Raw genomic sequence first — 24,725 nt, forward strand, 5'->3', positions numbered from 1 at the left:
AGCAACTAATTGATGTGCTTTGTTTCTTTGATTTGGATTTAAATTTTCTAAATTATCGATAAATTGATCTGCTTTACCTTTAGCTTTAGTAACATTTTGATCACCATTAAGGGCATTTTCAGCATTAATGATCGCTTGTTTTAAAGCCTCTACTTCAGCATTCGTTAATGCAATACCTTTAGCTTTGTTCAATACATCATTTGCACGATCTAAAGCAGTGTTATAATTCGCTTTTAACGCCTCATCAGCATCGATGTAATTTGAACTTGCTTTCACTGGCGCTTCTGTTCGTTGAACATATTGATTTAAACTATTCATTGATTGATCTAAAGTTGCCGCTTTTTGAATTGCTTGAGTCACATCATTTAACGTGCTAGCAGTATTAATTTGTTGTTGTGCCATTTGTTTTTGAGCATTATTCAAATGTGTTAATTGATCTAATTTATTTAATGCATCAGATTTGGAATCATTTAATCTTTGATTACCATTTAATGCATCTTTCGTATGATTGATCGCATCTTTAAGTTGATTGATTTGATCAGTTGTTAAATTAGATCCAATTGGATGATCTAATGCTTGTTGAGCATTTGTGATAGCTTCATCAAAATCATGTTTGAGTTGTGTATCGGCATTAATATAATTACCACTTTGTTTCGTTGGTTCATTATTATCGTTAACCGCCTGTTGAAGTTCATTCATAGCATGATTTAACGTAGTAGCCTCGTTAACAATATTTTGAATGTCATTCACATCGTTAGAATTGTTGATACTGTCAATTATCGCTTGATGTTGTGCTTGATTTAAAGCAGTTAATTGATCAAGCTGTTGAGCTGCATTTGCTTTTGCTTCTGCAACCTTTTCATCACCATTTAAATCGTGTTTAGCATTTTCAATCGCTGTTATCGCTTGTTCAACTTCTTGTTGTGTCGCATTTTGAGATACAAGTTGTTGTGCTTGTGCTACTGCTTGATTATATGCAGCTTGTTTGTCAGGATCAGCTTGTGTAAAGTCAACAGTATTTGTTACATGATTGTGTTCATCAATCGCTTGTTGTAATTGATCAGTAGCATGATCTAATTGATGTGACTTATCTTCTATTTGTTCGATTGATTTTAACGTAGTTGCTTGATTAACTTGATCTTTCATCGCTGATTTTTGTTCATCATTGAGATGTGGTTGTCGATCAATATCTTGGATAGCTTGTGCTTTTGCATTAGTTACACGTGCGTTTCCATCTAAATCGTTCATCGCCTGTTGTAACGATGTTATTGCATTTTCAACTTCTGTTTGAGTTGCGTTTGGACCTGATTGTGTATCTGTAATATGTGATGCATTTGTTAACGCTAAGTTGAATGCATGCTGCTTATCAGTTGATGCTTCTGTGTAATTAGGCTCAACACTTTCTCTATTTGCTTGATTCATTACATCTTTAAGTCTTCCCATTGCTTGGTCAAGTTGATTTGCAGTTTGGACGATTTGAGCAACATCATTTCTTGTTGGCGCTTGGTTAACCGCATCTTTCGCAGATTCAAGTTGATCATGATTTAAATTGTTAAGTCCATCTAAACCAATGATTGCTTGTTGTTGTGCTTGAGCAAGTTTTTGATCACCGTGTAGATTGGCGATAGCGTCGTTTACTTCTTGTAATGTTTGATCTACTTGAGCTTTATCCATGATAGGATTTGTTGTTTCATTGATGATTGCTTTGGCATTTGAAACGGCTTGTTTATACGCTTCTTGCTCAGGTGTATCTTCATTAATAAATTGACTACTAGATTCAACTTGTGGTTCATTTTGAATTGCATTTCTTAATGAAACCATTGCTTGATTTAATGCATTTGCTTGAGCTATGGATTCTGCGACCATATTACGCGTTGGTGCTTGATTGATTTGACTTTCAAATGCGTCACGTTGCGCGTCATTTAAACCACTAAGTTGATTTAAATTATTAACTGCAAGTTGTTTATCATTTTGGAGTTTTTCATCGCCATGTAAGTGATCTTTCGCATTTGTAACAGCCTGTGTCAATTGTTGAACTTGTGTTCTATCCAATGTTGGATGATCTGTTTGATTAATCAATGCTTCCGTTTGTTGTATTGCATTTGTATAAGCATTTTGTTCAAGTGAATCTTCATTAATAAATGGACTACTAGATTCAACTTGTTGATGATCTTGAATTATGTCTCTCAGTGCTTTCATTGACTCATCTAAAGCTTCTGCTTGCGCTACTTTTTGAGCTACTTCGTCGCGAGTTGGTAATTGGTTAATTTGCGCTTGAAGTGCTTGGCGTTGTGCAGCATTAAGGTGTTGTAGATGATCAATCGTTTCGTTTGCCAGTTGTTTATCTTGAGCTAATTTTTGTTCTCCGTGTAATTGATCTTTTGCATTGATAACCGCTTGAGTTGCTTGTTCAATTTGTGATTGATCTAACGTTGGATTTGTAGCTTGATTGATAATATCTAGTGCATGTTGAACCGCTTGATTATAATCATCTTTTTGTTTTGGATCTTCATTTGTGAATTGACTGCTCGTTTCAACTTGTTGATGGTCCTTAACGCTCTCTTTTAATGCTTGCATTGCATTGTTAAGTGCTTCTGCTTGCGCTACTTTTTGAGCAACTTCATCTCTAGTTTGAGCATTAGTAATTGCATCATTAAGCGCTTGTTGTTGTGCTAGTGTTAATTGATTAAATTGATTCATTGTTTCACCAGCATGTTGTTTATCTTCAGCTAGTTTTTCAACACCATTTAACGCTTGTTTAGTAGCATTCACTGATTCAATCGCTTGATTTACATTATCTTTATTGATTGTTGGGTTAGTCGTACCAGAGATAATACTTTCAGCATGTTGAACCGCATTGTCATAATCTTGCTTTTTATTAGGATCTGCGTTGATGTATGGACTACTATCTAATGTTGTTTGTTTATCGGCAATACTTTGTTGTAACGCATCCATATATTGATCAAGTTGTTGTGCTTCGGTTACATCATTTTTAACAGCGGTACGTGTTGTTTCATTATCAATTAAAGCATCTTCCATATGTTTTTGAGCATCATTAAGATGAGGTAATTGGTTAATGAGTGCCTTAGCATGATCTTTTTCACTTTGCAACTTAGCTACACCTTGAAGTGCTTGTTTACTATTATTAACATCTTCAGTTTTTTGATTAATTACATTTGTATCTAATGTGGCTTGTTGTTCATTAATCAAATCTTGAGCATGTTGGACTGCTTGATCATAATTGTGTTGTTCTGTAGGGTCCTCATTAATGTACGCACTACTTGCTTTAACTTCTGCATTATCATCAATACTTTGACGTAAGTCATGCATAGCTTGATTCAGCGTACCTGCTTGTTGTTCAATTTGTTGAACATCCGTGATGAGTGGTGCGTGATTCACTTGTTCTTTTAAAGCTGATTTTTGTGGATTATTTAAATCTGTTAGTCCATCTATGGCTTGTTGAGCATGTAACTTAGAATCTTGTAATCTTTGTTCGCCATTTAAGTTTTGTAATGCTTGTTGAACTTGAGTTAATGCTTGTTCAACTTCTGGTTGAGTTGTATTTGGACCATGTTGATGATCAATAATAGATTGAGCATGAGCAACAGCATCTGAATATGCAGTTTGTTTATCCGGATCAGCGTCATGATAATTTTCACTACCTAGAATATCGTTTTTATTTGCAATGCCTTGTTTTAAGTTGTGCATTGCATCATTCACATTTTGTGCAAGTTGTTTAACTTGATTTACCTCTTCAATTGTCTGTGCTTGCTCTATTTGATTTGTAAGTGCATCATGTTGTGGTTGATTTAAATCAGGTAATGTATTGAGATTTGCTGTTGCATCTTGTTTAGCTTGAGCTAAGTTTTCAGCACCATTTAAATCATCTTTTGCATGATTAATAGCATTCGTCATTTGGTTCACAGCATCTGGTGATAATTGTACCACTTGATTACCATTAACAACTTGTTGTGCTTGCTCTACAACATTATCATATGCCGTTTGTTTATCTGTGCTAGCTTGAGTGTAATCAGTTGTTTGAGGTACTTGAGTATTTGCTTGTAATGTTTGATTCAAGTTACCCATTGCAGTGTTTAATTCATTTGCAGTTTGTTTGATTTGATCGACACTTGGAACAAGACCTGCTTGATTCACTTGTTCTTTTAGAGCTGCTTTTTGTGCAGGATTTAAGTTTGGTAAACCATCAATCATTGTAGATGCTTGTTGTTGTGCATCGTGCAGATTATCATTACCATTCAAATCACCCTTCGTTTGATCCACTTGTTGTAAAGCATTAGTTACAGTTTGTGGGTCTACGATTGCATTCGGAGTACCGTTGATAATTTGTTCAGCGTGATGGATTGCATCGCTATATGCTTGTTGTTTATCTGGGTTAGCATTTGTGTAATTACCATCTGCAATTGTTTGATCTTTGTCTGCAATACCTTGTTTTAATGCTGACATTGCTTGATCTAGAGCGCTTGTTGTAGCCTTAACCTGATTTACATCATTAACGGTATTTGCTAAATTCACTTGTTGTTTTAATGCTTCTTGTTGAGCAGGGTTCAAATCTTGTGCGTTATTAATTTGCTCAATAGCTTCTTGTTTTGCATGTTCAACGTTTGAATTACCATTTAACGCATCCTTAGCATCGTTAAGTTGTTTTAATGCTTGTGCGATGTCATCTTGTGATGCATTGTTTTGGCTATTATGGTCTACGATACTTTCTGCATGTGTTACTGCATAGTTATAAGCATCTTTCTTAGGTTGATCTGCATCTGAATAATTGATACTACCTAACGTATCTGCTTTAGTTTGTAATGCTTGATTTAATTGATTCATAGCATTATCTAAACTTTCAGCATTTTGCTTAATTTTGTTCGTTGTGGCAATATCAGGTGCTTGATCAATTTGACGAATTAATGCATCAATTTGTGCTTGATTTAAATGATCTAGTGTACCTAACGTTGTTTTAGCGTTTTGTTGCGCTGTAGCAAGTTTTTGGTCACCATTTAAATTATGGTTAGCTTCATTAACATGTGCTAATGCTTGTTTGATAGTATCTGGATCCATGGTTGGATTGCTTTGTTCATTTAATAATGTATCCGCATGATTGATAGCATCATCAAATGCTGTTTGTCTATCTGTATCTGCATCATGATAATTTTCGCTGTCTTTGATATCGTCTTTATTTGCGATGCCTTGTTTCAAGGCTGTCATTGCTTCGTTAAGTTGATTTGCAGCTTGTTGAATCGCATTAACATCAGGGACTTGGGTTGCTTGATTGATTTGTTTATTAAATTCGTCACGTTGTGCTTGATTTAAATTTGGTAATTGATCAAGTGCTTGTGTCACCTGTTGTTTAGCATTAGCAAGATTCGTATTACCATTCAAGTCGTTGTTAGCTTGGTTCACTCGATTTAATGCATCTTGTATTTCACTTGGAGAAACAACAACATTTGGCACACCATCTATTAATTGTTGTGCATGCTTAACGGCATCGTTATATGCTTGTTGTTTATCTGGACTTGCATTGGTGTAGTTACCGTCTGCTAATATTTGATCTTTATTAGCGATACCTTGTTTTAATGCGGTCATTGCTTGATTTAAATCTTGGGCGTTTTGTTTAATTGCATTAACGTCAGCTACAGTTGTTGCGTCAGCAACTTGTTGTTTTAACGCCTCTTTTTGAGCACTATTTAAATCATTTGAATTATTGATTGTATCAGTTGCTTGAATTTTAGCGTTTTGAACATTTGCATTACCATTTAAAGCCTCTTTAGCTTTATTTACTGCTTGAATAGCTTCTGCTACTTCTGTTTGTGTCGCATTATTACCGTTTGTCTTAGATAAAATATGCTCAGCATTGTTAATAGCGTTATTATATGCTTCTTGTTTTGCTGGATCAGCATCTGTGTAGTTAACGTTAGATTTAATATCATCTTTATCTTGAATTGCTTGATTCAAATCATTCATAGCGTGATTTAGATTTTCAGCTTCAGTTTTAATTTGATTAGCTTCTTCTACAGATGTTGCTTGTTTAATTTTATTTTCTATGTCTTTTTGTTGAGCGTTATTTAAATGAACATACGTGCCTACTGATTGATTTGCGTCTTCTTTAGCGTGTGTAAGGTTTTCTCTACCATTTAATGCGTCTTTAGTATTAGTAACTGTTTCTGCAGCTTAGTTGATCACAGTTGGATCAATAACTGGATTAGTTACTTCATTTTGAATACCTTGTGCTGTGTTGACTGCATTGTTATAAGCATCTTTATTATTTTCACTTGAATCAATGTAATTTTGACCATTCTTTGTTTCTGTATGATCGGCAATTGATTGATTTAAGTGTTCCATTGCTGTATCAACTGCATGTGCTTTATTTTCATTTTCATTAACTTCTGCAACAGTTGTTGATTGGTCAACTAATTGTTTTAGCGCTTCTTTTTGTGGATTTGTTAAATGTGTTAATCCATCAATTGTTTGGTTAGCATTTTGCTTAGCATTAGCTAAGTTTTCTTTACCATTTAAAGCCTCTTTTTTACTGTTGACTGCATTTATAGCCGCTTCAACTTCATCTTTAGTTAAGTTACCACCTTGTGTTGGGTTCAAGATTGTTTCGGCATTTGAAACTGCATCCGTATAGTCTGTTTTCTTATCAGGACTTGCGTCGTTGTAATTTTGACTATTAAGTGTTTCAGTTTTGTCATTTAAGCTATCTGCAAGTTGTCCCATTGCATTATTTAATGCCTGTGCTTCATTGTTTAATCGAGCGATATCAGCGAGTGTTTGTGCTTGATCTATTTGATGTTCAATGTTTTCACGTTGAGCGTTGTTTAGATGATTTAAGCCGTGAAGTGCTTGATTTGCATTATTTTTAGCATCTTCTACTTTACGATTACCATTTAAATCTTGTTTCGCTGTATTAATTGCAGATAATGCTGCTTCAACTTCACTTTGTGATGCATTTGATCCAGTAGTTGGATCTGTAATTAATTGTGCATCATTAATGGCATGATCATAAGCGCTTTGTTTAGGTTGGTCTGCGTCACTATAATTACTGCGTCACTATAATTAACACTTTGATGTACTTGATCTTTATCATTGACTGCATTTATTAATTGTTCCATAGCTTGATCAAGTGATGTTGCCTTAGCCTTAACTTGTTCAACTGTCGCGATATTTGGTGCGTCTTTAAGTTGTTGTGTCAAATCTGCTTGTTGTGCTTGATTTAAATTTTCTACTCCATTTAAATCTTGAGTTGATGTTTTGATTTGATTCAATGCTTGCATCACAGACTCTGGATTTAATGTAGGTTGAGTTGTTTCATTAATTATACTTTCAGCATTTGTAATGGCATGATTGTAGTCATCTTGGTTACTAGTATTAGCATCCACATATGGCTGGCTTGCTTGAACGTCATGTTGTTTAGCAACTTCTTGTCGTAATTCAGTCATGGCATGGTTCAAGTTTCCTGCATTAGATTTAATCGTATCGATATCAGGAAGTTGTTGTGCTTGATCAATTTGATCTTGGATACGTTGACGTTGTGCGTCTGACAATCCAGTCATTTGTTGTAAAGCATTTGTTGCTTCTTGTTTTGCATTGGCAAGATTTGTATTACCATTTAATCCTTGCTCTGCATTGTTAACATTTTGAGTTGCAGTATTAATATCTGCAGGATTAATAATGACGTCAGGTGTACCATTGATTAAATTTTGTGCACGTTGGTAAGCATCTGTATAAGCACCTTGTTCTTGTGGACTTGCATTAGTGTAATTACCGTCCGCAACAATTGTATCGTGATCTGCAATTGCTTGTTTGAGTTGTTCCATAGAAGTATTTAATGCATCAGCATTATTTTGTAAATCTGTAACAGCTGCAACAGTTTGTGCTTGATTTACTTTTTCTTTAAGTACATTTTTTGTTGCTCATTAAGATGTGGTGCATTGTCAATGCTTTGAATAGCTTGAGTTTGTGCATCATGTAAGTTCTGTGCACCATTTAGCGCTTGTTCCATATTTGTAATAGCTTGTATTGCTTGTTCAACTGCTTGTTTATCACTATTTGGTCCTGTTGCTTTATCTAATATGTTATCTGCATTTTGTAATGCTTGATCAAAGGCTTGTTTCTTATCAGGATTTGCGTCTGCATAATTTTGGCTATTTAAGATATCATTTTGATTAGCAATTGCTTGTTGTAATTGTTGCATTGCTTGGTCTAATGATTGAGCATTTGCTTGTATTTGATGCACAGCCTCTACTGAAGTTGCAGAACCAATTTGATCTCTTAAGTGATCACTTTGATCATGGTTAATATAATCCAATGCATTTAATTGTGTATTAGCTTCATTTTTGGCATTTTGAAGATTAGTATTACCATTTAATTGATCTTTAGTTGTATTAACTTGATTGATGGCAGCTTCTACTTGTTCTTTTGATAAGTTATTACCATTTACTGGATCTAAAATCGCTTGTGCGTTTGTAACTGCATCATCATAATTTGTTTTTCTATCTAAATCAGCATCTAAATAGTTGATTTGTTGTTTGATAGACGCTTGTTTGCTGATGCTATCTTTCAATTGACCCATTACTGTATCTAATGCATTTGCTTGTTCTAATGCTTGAGCAACTTGAGATAGCGTCGTAGCACCATTAATAGCATTTGTCGCAGCTTCTCGTTGATGTTGGTTTAAATGCGTATCATTATTTAATGTTTGTAGTGCATTGGTTTTAGCTTCTGATACTTTTTCTTCACCATTTAATTCTTGTTTAGCATGATTAACATTTTCAATCGCTTGTTCTACTTCAGACTGTGTAAGATCATGTCCAAGGTCTTTATCAAGTGTATTCTGTGCTTGATGCACTGCATTCGTATATGCAGATTGTTTGTTAGTATCAGCATCAGTATAATCTACACTTTGTTCAACATCTTGATAGTGATCAATACTTTGTTGTAATTGGCCCATGGCATGATTTAAATCTTGTGCGGTTTGTTTAGCTTGTGCTACTTCAGCTAATGTTTGTGCATTGTTGATACGATCTTGAGCAGTGTTTGATTGAGCATGATTTAAGTTTGAGTAAGTGCCTAGTTCTTGGATAGCTGCAGTTTTAGCGGCTTGAACTTTTTCTTCACCATTCAAATCTTGTTGTGCTTGATTCACGTTTGCTAAAGCTTGTTCAACTTGAGATTGAGTAAGATCATCTCCATGGTCTTTGTCAAGGATACTTTGTGCTTTTGTAACAGCATCTGTGTATGCCTGTTGTTTATCAGTATCAGCATCAGTATAATCCACGCTTTGTTCAACATCTTGATGATGTGCAATACCTTGTTGAAGTTGACCCATTGTGTTATTAAGCGTATTTGCCACTTGTTGTGCTTTTGTGACAGCTTCTAATGTTTGTGCATCATTGATATGTTGAGTAGCTGTATTAACTTGAGCATGATTTAAATTTGCATACGTGTTTAATGCTTGTTTAGCTGCAGCTTTAGCTTCTTCAACTTTACGATTACCGTTAAGGTCTTGTTTGGCATCATTTACTTTAGCAATGGCAGCTTCAACCTGAGATTGTGTGGCATTCGTACCACTTGTTGGATTCGTAATAGCTTCGGCTTGTGAAACTGCATTATCATAAGCTTGTTGTTTATCAGTATCAGCATCAGTGTAATTCACACTTTGTTGAACATCGTTATGATTTGCAATGCTGTCTTTAAGTTGACCCATTACTGTATTTAATGATGTAGCTGAATCTTTAAGCGCATTAACAGCTGCAATATCATTAGCTTGTTGAACTTGATCATTCAATGCATTAATTTGATTTTGGTTTAAATGATTCATTTGGCCAATATCATTTTTAGCAGCTTCTTTAGCTTGAATTAAGTTTTGTGCACCATTTAACGCAGCCTTTGTTTCATTTACTTTAGTTGCAGCTTGATTAATTTCAGTAGCGCTCATGTTAGGTTGACTTGTAGCATCGATGATCGCATTTGCTTGATCAATAGCCGTGTTGTAGTCATTTTGATTGCTATTTGATGCATCTAAATAATTTTGTCCTGCTTTAATTGATGGGTTATCTTGAATGCTTTGACGTAATGCTTGCATCGCTTGATCTAGTGTTTGAGATTGTGTTTTAACGTTATCAACATTTGCTACATTTTGAGCTTGTTGAATTTGACGTTTTAACTCATCCTTTTGTAAATTTGTTAAGTTTGGTAGATCATTAACAGCGTTGGTAGCATTTGTTTTTGCTTGTTCTAATATCTGTGTACCATCTAAAGCATCTTTAGTAGATGTTACTTGTGCTAAAGCTTGTGCAACAGCATCTTTATCTAGATTTTGACCGTGGTCTTTATCTAAAAGTTGTTCTGCAGTTGAAATGGCTTGATTATAAGCTTGTTGTTTTGATGGTTCGGCATCGATATAGTTTTGACTGTCTAACGTTTGTTGTTTGTTAGCTATACCATCTTGTAATTGACTCATAGCTGTGTTTAGTTCAGTAGCTTTGTCGCTTTGTTGGTTTACATCTGCGACAGTTGTTGCACCATTAATTTGTTGTGTTAATGCTTCTTTTTGAGCATTGTTTAATGATGTTAAGTGTTCTAAATCAGCTAGTGCTTGAGTTTTAGCATGTTCAACGTTTTGGTTACCGTTTAAAGCTTGTTCTGCAGCTTGAACTTTTTTCATTGCTGCTACAACATCAGTTTGTGATGTGTTAGGACCATGAGCTTTGTCTAATATTTGTTGCGCTTGTTGAACAGCATTTGAATAATCTTCTTTGAGATTAGTATCAGCATCTGTATAATTTACGGATTGCTTCATTGCTTCTTGGTTTGCGATAGCTTGGTTTAATTGGTCCATCGCAGTGTTAAGATCATTTGCACTATTTTGAGCTGCTGTTACATCACTTACATGTGTGGCTTGATTAATTTGTTGTGTAATATCCGCCTTTTGTGCATCTGTTAAATGACTTAAATGATCTAAATGAGTTAAGGCATCTTGTTGTGCATGTCTTAAGTTTTCAGTACCATTTAGTGCTTTTTCAGCAGTAGTCACTTGAGTTGCAGCTTGTGTAATAGCATCAGGATCCATTGTAGGTGATGCTATTGGGTTGATGATTCCATTAGCATTATCAACTTGTCTATTATAAGCATCTTGTAAATTTTGATTAGCGTCTGTGTAATTTTGACTCGTTTTAATATTAGATACATTAGAGATGCTATCTCTTAATGTATGCATTGCATCATTGAGAGTCGTTGCTTTGTTTTTTGTTGTATCAACATCAGGTAATGTTTGTGCTTGTGCGATTTGTTGTTTTAACTGTTCTTTTTGAGCTTCATTTAGTGAAGTTAATCCATCAACAGCTGTTGTTGCATTTTGTTTTGCTTTACGTAAGTTTTCATCACCATTTAAGTCTTGTTTAGCAGAATTAACTTGTGATGCAACATTTGAAATTTCACTAGGAATTAATACAGCGCCATTTGTACCATGAATGATATCTTCTGCATTTGCGACCTGATTTGTGTATGCTTGGCGTTTATCATCGCTTGCATTAATGTAATTGCCGCTTGTCAATGTATCGTTTTTATCAGCAATTGCTTCTTTTAAGCTTGTCATATTGTTGTTTAATTCAGTAGCCAGTTGTTCAATTGCTTTGACATCTGCCACACGCTTACCGTTAGATACTTGAGCTTTTAATGCATCTTTTTGAGCATTATTTAAATCAGGACTGTTATTAATCGTATTCGTTGCATTACGTTTAGCATCTTCAAGGTTACGTTCACCGTTTAATGCTTGTTGTGCTTGATTGATTTGATTGATAAGATTTTGAACTTCATTTATCGGTATATTAGGACCTGATTGTTGGTTTATAATGCCTTGTGCGGTATCTAAATACATATCATAATCAGTTTGTTTAGGTTGATCAGCGTCTAAGTAATTTTGAGTTACTTGTACTGTTGGCTGATTGTTCACTAATGTATTTAATTGATCCATTGCACCATCTAACGATTGAGCCTCTTGTTTAATTTGATTTACATCAGCAATATTATTCGCTTGATTAACATTTGCTTCAAATGCTTGTCGTTGGGCATCAGTTAAGTGTGTTAACTTGCCTAAATATTGTTGTGCATTTGTTTTTGTATCATTTAATTTTTGATCACCATTTAATGCTTGTTTAGCATCCACAATTCGTTGTAAAGCTTCTTCAACTTTATCTTGAGATGTATTAGGACCATTTGCATGATCTAATATAGCTTTAGCAGCTGTTATACTTTGCTCATAATCAGATTGTTTTGATTGATCGGCATCGGTATAATTCTCAGTTGTTTTAACTTGAGGTGCTTGATTTACTTCAGCTTGTAATTGTTGCATTGCTTGATTTAAATCATTAGCAGCTTGTTTGACTTGATTAACGTCGCTAATATGTGGTGATTGTGTGATTTGATTTAATAAATTCGATTTTTGCTGATCTGTAATTTGACCTAATGTATCTAAATATTGTTGTGCTGCTTGCTTAGCCGCGTCTAAGTTTTCATCACCGTTTAAATTAGTTTTGGCAGTTGTAACTTGTTGAGCTTTGCTATTGATTGTATCAGCATTCATTTCAGGATGAGTTGCTGTATTGATAATCGATTCCGCATCTGTGACAGCTGTATTATAGGCTTGTTGTTGATCTGGAGATGCATCATGATAATCTTCATTATCTTTAACTGTTGTTTGGTCAGCAATACTTTGTCGTAATGTGTCCATGGCTTGATTTAATGTGTCAGCATTGTTTTGAATACCTTGAACGTCACTAACTGTTTGACCATTATCAATGTCTTGCGTTAATTGCGCTTTTTGAGCATCTGTTAATGATGTCAGTGAATTTAATTGTTGTTTAGCATTTTGTTTAGCTTGTTCTAAATTCTGAGTACCGTTTAATGCTTGTTCGGCATTTTGAACTTGTCTTAAGGCTTCTTCGACTTGCGCTTTATTTTTATTTGGACCTGCTTGGTTAAGAATGTCTTTAGCCGCTTGGACAGCAGATGTGTAATTCGCTTTATTATCTGGTGAAGCGTCTTGATAATTTTGACTATTTAATATGTCATTCTCATTATTGATACCAGTTTGTAAGTCAGACATCGCTTGATTTAAATCGTTCGCAGTTTGTGTTAACTGTTCGACATCAGCAATGTGATTAGCATGATTGATATTGTCAGTCAAACGCGCTTTTTGAGCCTGATTTAAATGAGATAAGCCATCCAGTGCTGTAGTTGCTGTCGTTTTAGCTTGGTCAAGTCTTTCTTCTCCATCTAAAGCATCTTTTGTTTGGTTAACGTTATTAATCGCTTGATTAATTGTATTCACATCAAGTGTTGGTTGTGATGTTTCATTAATGATAGTTTCTGCATTTGCTACAGCATCATTGTAATTTAATTGTTTTTGCTGCTCTGTATCTATATAATCCTCGCCTTGTTTAACATCCTCTTTATTCGCAATCGATTGTTGTAAGTTTGCCATAGCGCCATCAATATTATTAGCAAGTTCTTTTGCATTATTTACTGTATCAATTTGATGTGCGTCATTGATTTGTGTTTCTAATGCTTGACGTTGTGCTTGATTTAAATGTGTTAACTGACCAAGAGCAGTAAGCGCTTGTTGTTTAGCATTATTAAGGTTGGTATTACCATTTAATGCTTGTTCTGCAAATGTGACTTGTTTTAATGCATGGTTAACTTCATTCGGTGTAAGAATAGGACTTTGGCCTGCACCTTCAACGATAGCTTTTGCTTGATCGTATTTACTGTTATAAGCCGATTTTAATTCAGGGTCCGCATTGACGTAGTTATCGCTTTGAATAAGTTGGTCGTGATTAGCGATACCTTGTTTTAATGCTGTCATTGCATTATTTAAATTACCTGCATTTTGCTTAATGTCATTAGCTTGTTGAACATTTTGTGCTTTTGAAACTTGTTGAATTAACGCATTTTTTTGTGCTTGATTTAAATCATTTGCGCCTACAATTGTTGCAGTTGCTTCATCTTTGGCGCGTTGTAAATTTTGTTGTCCATTTAAGGCAGCTTGGCTTGATTTAACAGTTTCAGCTTGTTGATTGATTGTCGTTGGATCCATGACTGGTTGTGTTTGGCTATCAATAGTACCTTTTGCATCATCAACGGCATTATCATAACTTGATTTGATAGATGGTGTTGCATCTGTATAGTTAATACCTGATTTAATTTGTTCATTATTAGCAATACTATCTCTTAATTTAGTCATTGCATTATTTAATTGATTAATATCATTTTGTAATGATACAAGTGCCGCATGATTTGGTGCAGTATTAATTTGTTCTTCTAAACGATGACGTTGAGCATCATTTAAACTTGTTGCATTTTGTAATGTAGTCAACGTTGGTTGACGATCTAAAGTTAAATTAGTGCGTGCTTGATTTAAATCCGCTTCATTTGTTTGTGCTTGTGCCACTTTAGCTTTAATATCAGCTACCGTTGGTTGACCTGCAATAAGTTGATTTAATTCATTTAATGTTTGTCGTGCTTTACCTAACTCTTGATGATAGGCCTCTAATGAAGCGGCTGTCATACCATCAGTATCAGTTGGTCGATTAATACTTGTTTCTAAACTATTTTTCGCAGCTTCTAATGGTGCTTTATCAGGCGTTAAATGCGCTTTAGCTTGATCTAAATCAGATTTAACGGTATTAGCTTGAGCGACATTAGTATTGATGTCTTGAACTGTTGGATTACCGTTAAGTACTTGTTTAACCGCTTCAAGTTTTTCTTTTGCAGCATTTAATTTATCGTTAAATGTATTGATAGAATCTTGAGTCATGCCGTTAGTATCAGTGTTATCAGCCGCTTGGATACTTTGTTGTAACGCTTGTTTCGCAGCTTCTAAAGGCGCCTTATCAACTGTTAATTGTTGTCGTGCTTGGTTTAATGCATTAGTTACATCTTTTGTTGCACTTGTGTTGGTATTGATATCATCAACGGTTGGATTACCATTTAATACTTGTTCGATATCGCGAAGTTTTTCACGCGCAGCATTTAATTTATGATTATAATTTGCAACTGATTCTTGAGTCATACCATTTGTATCAGTTGTTTGGTTGATACTTTGCTCTAGTTCAGTTTTGGCCTGTTGTAAAGGTGCTTTATCAACTGTTAATTGTTGACGAGCTTGATTTAATGCATCTTTCGCAATGTTTGCTTCATTCGTATTTGAATTGATGTCTGCAACACTTGGTGTACCATTAAGTACTTGAGTAATAGATGCAAGTTTGGCTTTCGCTTGTTCAAGTTTTTCATTATAAGCATTAACAGATGATTGTGTCATACCAGTTGTATTGGTAGGTTGATTAATACTTTGTTGTAACGCTTGTTTCGCAGCCTCTAATGGTGCTTTATCAGGTACTAAGTGTTGACGTGCGTCATTTAAAGCATCTTTTGTATTTGTTGCTTGGTTCACATTGTCATTGATTTGTGCAACAGTTGGATGATTATTTAAGACGCGATCAATCTCTTTTATATTTTCTTTTGCGGCATTTAATTTTTCGTTAAGTGCATTAATTGAGTCTTGTGTCATACCTGTTGTATCCGTAGCTTGCGCCTGGTTTATTGCATCTTGAAGTTCAACTTTCGCCTGTTGTAAAGGTGCTTGGTCTGGCGTTAAGTTTGAACGTGCGTTGTTTAATTCGGTTTTAGCATCATTTGCTGCTGTTGTATTTGTATTGATTTGATCCACGGTTGGATTGCTATTTAAAACTTGATTAACTGCGCGCAGTTTTTCTTTTGCAGCATTTAATTTTGCTTGATAAGCATTAATCGTATCTTGAGTCATACCTGTTGTATCAGTAGTTTGATCAATACTTTGTTGTAATGCATGTTTCGCATTTTCTAAAGGTGTTTTATCTACTGTTAATCCATTACGAGCTGTATCTAGTGCTGATTGAGCATCATTTGCATGTGCAACATATTCTCTGATTGTAGCTACGTTAGGGTGAGATTGTAAGATTTGATTAATCTCTTTTAGTTGTTGTTTTGCAGCATTTAATTTTTCATTGTAATTGACTACTGATTGATCAGTCATACCTGTTGTGCTTGTCACTTGATTAATATCATTTTCTAGATCAGCTTTAGCTCTTTCTAAAGGAGAGACATCAGGTGTTAAGTTTGCAATCGCTTGTTTCAATGTATTGTATTTATCTTCTACTTTTGCTTTTTCGTTTGCGATATCTTGTTCTGTTGCATCACCATTATTAATTACTTGTTGAGCTGCTTTTGATTCTGTTTGAGCAGCTTGTTTCGCTTGTTGATAAGCATTGATTGATTCAGTTGTCATACCATCTGTAGATACTGTTTGGTTAATCTCATCATCAAGTTTAGCTTTCGCAGTTTTAAGTTCACTATTATCCGCTAAAGGTTGTAATTGATTAATCGCTTGTGTAATACGTTCATTCACTTGGTTGACTTGTCTTAAAGCATCTTGAACTTCTTGAACTGTTCGAATTGGCTTATTAATAATAGCATCAGCATTTTGACGTGCTTGAGTTAAATCAGGATTAAGAGCTTGCATCGCTTGGTTGTAAGCTGTGATACTAGCTGGTCTCATTCCTGATGTTGTACCAGTTCTATTAAGAAGTTGAGCTGCTTGTTGCAATGCTTCTGTATCAGCCGTTAAACCAGCTTTAGCTTTATTTAATTCAGCTAAAGCGTTGTCTACATTTTGTTTTTGTGCTGCGATTTGTTGAGCTGTTGCATCTCCGTTATCAATCACTTGTTGTGCTTTTGTGATTTCTGATTGAGCAGCTTGTCGTTTCGCATTGTAATTATCAACACTTTGTTGTGTCATGCCATCAAGTGAAGGCTGTTGATCAATAGAAGATTGTAAGTCATTTTTAGCTTGCACTAATTCATGATTGTCGGCTTTATTTTGTAGTAAAGCTTTAGCTTGATCAATTTTAGCTTGCGCTGCTTGAACAGTGTTTAATGCTTGTGTTACTTGTTCAGGTGATGCAAATTGATCTTGAATGACTTGGTCTGCTTGAGCTTTTGCAGTATTGATTTCATTTTGTGCATTTGTCATAGCATTGTTAAATTGAGTAATACTTGCAGGTGTTTTGCCATCAGTGCTAATAGGATCATCTAAATGATTTTTCGCTGAAATTAACTCGCGTTTGTCAGCTTTAGTAAAAATGGTTTCAGTAATTTGTTCTGTACTACCATCATCATAAGTGATTACCACTGGAATGCTTGTTGTACTACCACCAGCAAGATTAACAGGTAATGGTGTACCTGTTTTGATTGTTGCATTTCGTTTATTTAAAACTTGTACAGCATTATTAATATCTTCAGGTGTTACGTTAGAACCATAATCTTTCACAATTTGATTAATAGTGACAGAATGTGCATTTGATACATTAAATGATCGTGAGTTTGTACTTTCTGCATTACCTGAACCTGCTTTGGCAATTGTCGTGACATCACTATTAGGTTTAATCGTATTTGCATCGAAAGTTACTTTACCTGTCGCACTATCTACGCTTACATAACTTGGTTTATTAGCAATTGTCCATTGTCTATTAGACCCTTTTACAACTTGTAATGTTTTTGTCTGTTCGTTAGTATTACCTACTTTTTCAATATAAGTAATATCTAGCGCTGTTGTTGGGTTGACAAGGTTATTTGGTGTGTTATTTGGTGCGATGTCTACTTTGCCGTTTTCCCAAATGTGAGATGTAGCTTGATTAGGTTGAGGTGCTACAACTGTAAATATTTGACTCGGTTGTTCATCACTTATTAATTCGCCGTTACCTTGTGTTGCAATGACTTGAACATTGTCTGATGGACTAAATGTACCTGGTGCTATTGTAATGCCGCTAGTTGTACCTACAATACCAGTCACATTTTGCGCAGAAGTTTCTTTAGTCCAAGGGCTAGTGTTATTATTACGAACAAATGTTGTGATAACTTGTCCATTGTGTTTAATGACTAAGCGGTCCGCGTACGTATCAACATGCCCTGTACGAGTATCAATGGCTTGGTTTGCACCTGGTGCTATTGTTATAACACCTTGTTTTGACTCGGAAATTTGAGGTGCAGTTGGTTGCACATTTCTAATGATAAATCGTCCAGTTTGTGATGTTGCGAATGGTTGTCCTTGATAAAATACATCATATTTCGCATTTAATATTTGAGCAGCATTTGGTTTAGTTAATGCATCCCAACTTTCAGTATTTGTACCTGTTGTAGCTTGGTTCCAACGATATGTGAAACCATCAGTTGGTAAACCATTTTGATTCACAATATGTTGATATTGAGAGGCTTCAATACCTCGTGCGAAAGTTGTACCTAATGTTGTTGTATAGGCATTTGGACTAAAATCAAATTGATATACGTATAAACTCACTGGTACTTGAACAGGTGTAGCTACTCCAGGATAAGTGACATTAATTGTTAAGTTTTGAACGCCAGCTTGGTTTGTACTCGGTTGTGCTTGGTTTGCCCAATCTGCTGTTATACCACTTGTGTTGGTATTAGGATCAAATGTAATATAATGCATTGCTTCAGTACCTTGAGATAGTTGACCACCTTGTACCTCGCGCGTTGGTGCTTTAGCACGTGCGACTGGGTAAATGGTAACAGGTATATCTACATTTCGAGTACCTTGTCTATTCGGTAGTGTAACGACTGCTGTTTTAGTAAAGTTCCCTACATTATTTTTCCAGTTATCTGCATTATCTTGCCAAACTGCTGTAGCACCTTGAGGTAAATGATCAATATATCTTGCTGCGCTACTAAAATCATTTTGTGTATCATCTTTGATGAAATGTGCACCTTCAGAGATTGCATGCAATTGCGGTGTTACGTGTACTGGATTACTATCGAATGAATCAATCGTTATATCTTGTGTGACATCTTCAACTTGGCCTTGACTATTTTGTGTTGTGTAGGTGATATTTCGAGTTATTAAGCTTGTTATGGCTTTGATTTCACCATCTGGTAATGCATCAGATACAACTACCACTGCATTATGACCTGGACCATAAGTTGTACGAGCAATCGCTAAACTTGTGCCATCGGATTTTAATAAAGTCACTGGTGATTGATTTAAAACATTGCTCACGTTGACTTCTTGATTGGTAAGACCTGCTTTATATAACACTGTATTAGAATCAATTCTAGGTGGATCTGGTCGTACACTTACTAAGAATCTAACGTTTTCACTTTGACCATTTGCATAAGTAACACGAACTACTCTCGTTTGACTACCTACGATATGGAGGTTTGGTGGCATATTACCACTACCAACAAAGGAGAATCTCATATTTTGCTGATCATTATCCCAAGAATGATTAATTGGTTTGAGATAATCTTTAGGATTGTTTGGATTATCAATTCCAGGAATAGGTGTTACCCTATTCGTTACAAAGACTTGTTTTGGAATTGTTCTTACTACCATATAAGATGATTTTTTAACTATTGGTGTTGTTTCGCCATCAAATAAGATGTTAGCTCTAACTGTAATGGATTCACCAATACGCGTATTATTCTTGTCTGGTGTATTGTTTGGAAGCCAAGTAATGGTTGCATCTGGAACAGGATCACCATTCTCTAATGTAAAGAAATCATTCGGTGATGCACCTTTACCATTTGGGAAATCTTGACCTTGAATCGTATATTTCGGGCTAGCTATGACATTGTAGATGACATGTTTGACAGGAACAGTGATTGTTGATGTTGAACCGTCGGCATAAGTCACTGTTACTGTTGCTACAGGTGATTGGTTAAATCTTCCGACATTACCAGTCACAACTTTACTTCTAATCTCATTTGCACCAGCTGTTGCATATGGTCGTGTTCCTGAGATATCAGTAGTTGTTATACTATCAATAATCTTTTGTTGATCCGCTTGTGAAATTGCTGCGTTTTCACGAATATTAGCAATACGAATTGGATTTCCTACTGTTGCATTCGTTGTTACTTGATATTTATCTTTTAATGGTTTGACTGTGACGTTAAATGACTGATTAGTCGTGTTTCCACTTGTATCAGCTGCAACTATCGTAACGGTTTTATCACTACTTGAAGGGACATTTGGTGCTTGTAAAGTTACGGTTTGATTATTATTGCTAACTGTGCCATTTACTTGAGATTGAGGTGCTACTTGAACACTACCTAAAGCATAATTATCATTCGCGGTAATAGTATTGGTAAATGATTCACCAGAGTATACAGTATGGTCATTGTAATTTCCTACAGTTAATGTTGGATTGACACTGTCACTCGGTACAAAATACACATTAATGACGTCTGTTGTGTTTGCTTGATTACTATTAATCGCTTGTAAATAAGCTGGTGGACCATATGGTGATAAGAATAATTGTGCTCGATATACAGGACTATTATTACCAGTAATCGTGTTGTTCTTAATCACATGATCTATTGTAAATGCTGGTACACCATTTCTAGCAGATTCATTCACATTGGTTAATGAAGAATTGGTTGTATTAGAACTTAAGTTTGAATACTTGATAGGTTGACCACCATAACCACGACTTGTTTCTACTAAATCTAAAGCTTGAATGATTTTACCGTTATATGTGAATTCACGTTGGCCAGCAGCATCTGGAGCTGTTAAAGAATAACCTACTGAATTATAGTTTGGTGTTCCGCCAGCTTCTGCTAATGCTTTTTCAGTACCTATAATATTTGTTCTCAAGCCAGGAATCGTTGTATTCGCTGTAATAAGTTTAAATACATCATTAGCATTAATTGTTCTACCACTTGTTGCATCATAACGATAAATTAATGATTTATGATCCTGTGACCATTGGAACCCTCCATCTGTTTGGCGACCAGGAATCGTTTGACTTGTCCAACCTACTGTGTAGTCATTCGGGAAATCGACCCATCTTAAGAAATTCATATTAGTCGCATTTGATGTAAATGATTTTTGTAATTTATCTTTAATGATATTTACCGTAATTGTACTTGTAGACAAACCGTTAAGTGTATTAGTAATGACGACATTGCTATCAGATAATTGAAGTTGACTTCTATTAGCGTTTATAAAGGCTTGCTTAATTTGTGCTTTCTCTTCATCTGTGACATTAAATGTTGAAATACGAAATACACGTTGATCACCTGTTGGTTGATTTACATCTACAACCTTTAATTTCAATGTTAAAGGTGCTTGGTCTTGTCTATAGGCATCATTAGCATTTAAACGATACGTATGTGTACCTACAGCAAATTGAGATACTTGTGCAGCATTTGGTAATGAATCAACTGCGGTAATATTAAATAATGTACCATCAGGTAAATCTGCACCGTTACTTAATGCAAAATATTGTTTTAAATCACCAAATTCAAATTGTTGACCTCTAGCAATTGTTACTGTTGCTTCTTTAGTATTGTTGCCATCAGCATATATTGATTTTCGAATAGGTTCATACGTAATCGCATTAGAAATAGAAATTCTGTCCGTTGACCCGTCTTTATAATTGAAGCTAATCATTTCTGTTGAAGGTATATTGATTGGACTTGAACTATCTAAATATTGGGTAATATTTGAATTAACGGCAGTTAAAGCTCTAATGACCTCTTTTTCCTCTGCACGAGTTAAATCTCCAGGATTGACTACATTCACCTTTTGAACGTTAGGTAATACAATTGGAGAGAAATCATTACTCATTTGACCAATATTAATTAAGATTTGCTTAGATTGGCGATTATTTGTTGTGTTATTGGCGTTATCAGTAGCACTAATTTTAAATCTGATTTGACTGTTGAATGGTTGATTATCAGATACAGTTCCTGTAATTCTAAGTGTACCGCCCTCACCATTTGAATTTCGTACAAACTCAGACGTCCATCCCTGTGGTAATCTACTAATATTTGTCGATTTAATTCCAGTACCATTTGCGCCGTCTGTAATATCAAGCGTAAAGTTGACTTGTTCACCTTTATAATACTTGTTTTTTAAACCTACAGGATTACCAATCGTTGGTGGTGTGTTGTCTGCCTGTACTTCAACCGCATTACTAAAATTAGACATAAGATTATCATTGTAATAAACGATTGCTCTAATGATACCGGTATTTGGTAAGTTCTGCACGAAGTCCTCTTGATTGAATGTCACACTATTACTAGTACTTGTCGGCGTTGCACTGCCTATAATGTCATAATTTCTCGGCACTGAAGCGGGGTCATTAGTTCCATCTTGTGCTAGATTTCCAGTGACAACTAAATAAACAAGGGCATTAGGATCTGCAGGTACATTAGAGACTGTGATAGTAGGTTTAGTGCCTCCTTTACCTCTTAACTGTTCAACACTTGTATCAATATGAGGCGGTAATGGCTTGACTCTTATCTCGAAAGGTTGTTCTTTCTTACGTAAACGCACTGTACCTAGGTAATCACCAGGTGCTATATTACCGACTAATTCAAGGTTTCGTTCACTATTATTATTTGTTCTACCTGCTGCGTTTTCTATTCGTAGTGAACTTGGTAAACCACTAATCTCCCAATCATTGTCATTAAAATCTTCATTACTTGTTAATTTAATGCGTAAGGGTTGAGCATAATCAGATGTGTTGCCATTGTTTGTATAACTATTGCCCATATTTCCTTCTAATACATTAAAGATCGGGTGTCCTGCTGATTTAGATTCAGGCAAATCAGCACGGTTCTTAGGATCATTATTAGTGTAAAATCCAATATTATTTTGCAGTTCAGGTTTCACATATAAATATACTGACTTCAAGGTTTCATCATTACCATAATCATCTTGAATATCGAATCCAATATTTAATTTAATAGGGTTACCAGTTCGACTAGCATTTGTTAGTGTATCGTTGTTGATAAGTTTATAAATTTCAAATTCATTTAATGGTGCCTTCCCTACTCCACGATAACGATTAGTAGGTAATGAAGGATCGTAGAAGCCACCTACATAGCGACTAGGTGTTTTGGCATAGCTCATCGGATCTGAAGCAAAGTCTTCTGAATTCTCATTATTCGAATCTAAAATATATTTTGTGACTTCTCTTCTTGCATTTAAATCGTAAATATCTTTTGTGTTGCCAAGATGATAAGTTCGGTTTATGCCTTCAGTAAATGTTTTTACTCGCTCTGTAAAAACATTTAGTGGTTCTACATATAATTCGTTAAAGCTAAATAATTGTCTGTATTCTAGTGCTCTACCACCTGCTGCATAATAAAATCGTTCGGCAGTATTACCTTGTGTTTTAAATTGTATTGTATAACTTGCATTACCTTTTCCTATAAAAGCATACAATCTATCTATACCATATATTTGATTTTTAAATTCACCATTTAGTAAAGCGAAATTTTGTTCGCCGTTTGTTTTAGCTTCATCTGATGCATCTTGTTCATGTTGAAACTCAGGTGCTCTAGCAAACTCTTTAAAGCTCTTAATGTGAATCGTAGGTTCATCATAAAAGGTATAACCTGTAGGTGGGCCTTGCACAAAATTAGAGGCACGAGAACTATCGATACCACCTGCAGTTCGCCACATGGCAGGTAATGATTGTCCTTCTCCAGCACCAACACCTAAACTACCAATCTTATTTGAGTGGTCAGGGTTTTCGATAGTAAATCTAACTGGCCCTACTGGAACTTGTGGATCCGGCAAACCGAACCAAAAGACCATATGTTCATGCATTCTATGACTTTGATTAAATTTAATTGTCCATTCATAACCATCTTTTAATCTTTTCGTAGTGACATAGGCAATCCCTTTAGAGTCTGAAGCACGTAAAGGCTTCCATGGTGTATTTGGTAAGGCAAACGGTGTTCCTTTGTTTGCAGCATAAATATACGTACCAACTGGATAGCCTGAACCATCGTTTGGACTTTTTACGTAATAAGATGTGATGGCTGTTTGATAACTCTCTGATGCTTTTGGATCAGTAGAGCGTTCTTTTATTTCATGTTTACGTCGTTCTTGTAACTGACGCTTAGGCAAAGTACGCATGGTTGCTACTGCTTGTTCTAAGTCTTGATATGCAAGTTGTAAAGATTTTTCGCTAATTGGATGACTGCTTCCAAGTAATGTATTAACTTTATCGAAAGCTTCCTTAACTTGGTCGAGCGTTGGTTGATCTACTTTATCTCTATCTATAAAGCGATAATCATGATAGTTTGCATCAAAGAAAGCTTGTAACGAATCTTTATTAATTTGAGTCGGCTGTTTTAAATCACTTTCTTGTTGCATGCTATTATGTGTTTCACTATCTATATGCGCGGTTAACTTATTCTCTGTGTTATTTACTTCTGCGCTATGAGTTTGATTAATTTGATCTAAATCATTTGAATGATTAGAATTTGCTGTTTGATCTGTCGTTTGAATCGATTTATCATTATCTATTGAAACATTTTCTGTAGATTGCGTCTCTGTGTGTTCTGTATCAGCTTGAGACATCACCGTTTCTTTAGATGGTTGTTCAGAAGTTACGGTTTCATTGTTAGTTAGTTGATTGGATGTTTGCAAACTGGAATCAGACTGCGAAATGTTTGTCCCCCCATCATGCTGCTGCAGCGTTTGTAGTGCATTCTTTTCTGTTGCACTTAATTCATCAGCTTGTACATGAGAAGCGTTAAAACCTAAAAAGACTAACGTCGCAATGACTGTTGAAAACGTACCAACTGTATATTTACGAATACTAAACTTCTGTAATTTCTCACGATTATTCACAGCTATT

Annotated in this window: 1 pseudogene; it reads right to left on the reverse strand. The window is 35.3% G+C overall.

Features of this window, described 5'->3' with window-relative positions:
- Positions 1–24,718 (reverse strand): annotated as a pseudogene (ebh, locus tag ACJQQZ_RS12665) (hyperosmolarity resistance protein Ebh); the annotation flags it as partial.
- Positions 24,719–24,725: the final 7 nt, after the last annotated feature.

The organism is Staphylococcus sp. KUGN1, from assembly GCF_045984185.1.
GTDB classification, from domain to species: Bacteria; Bacillota; Bacilli; order Staphylococcales; family Staphylococcaceae; genus Staphylococcus; species Staphylococcus warneri_A.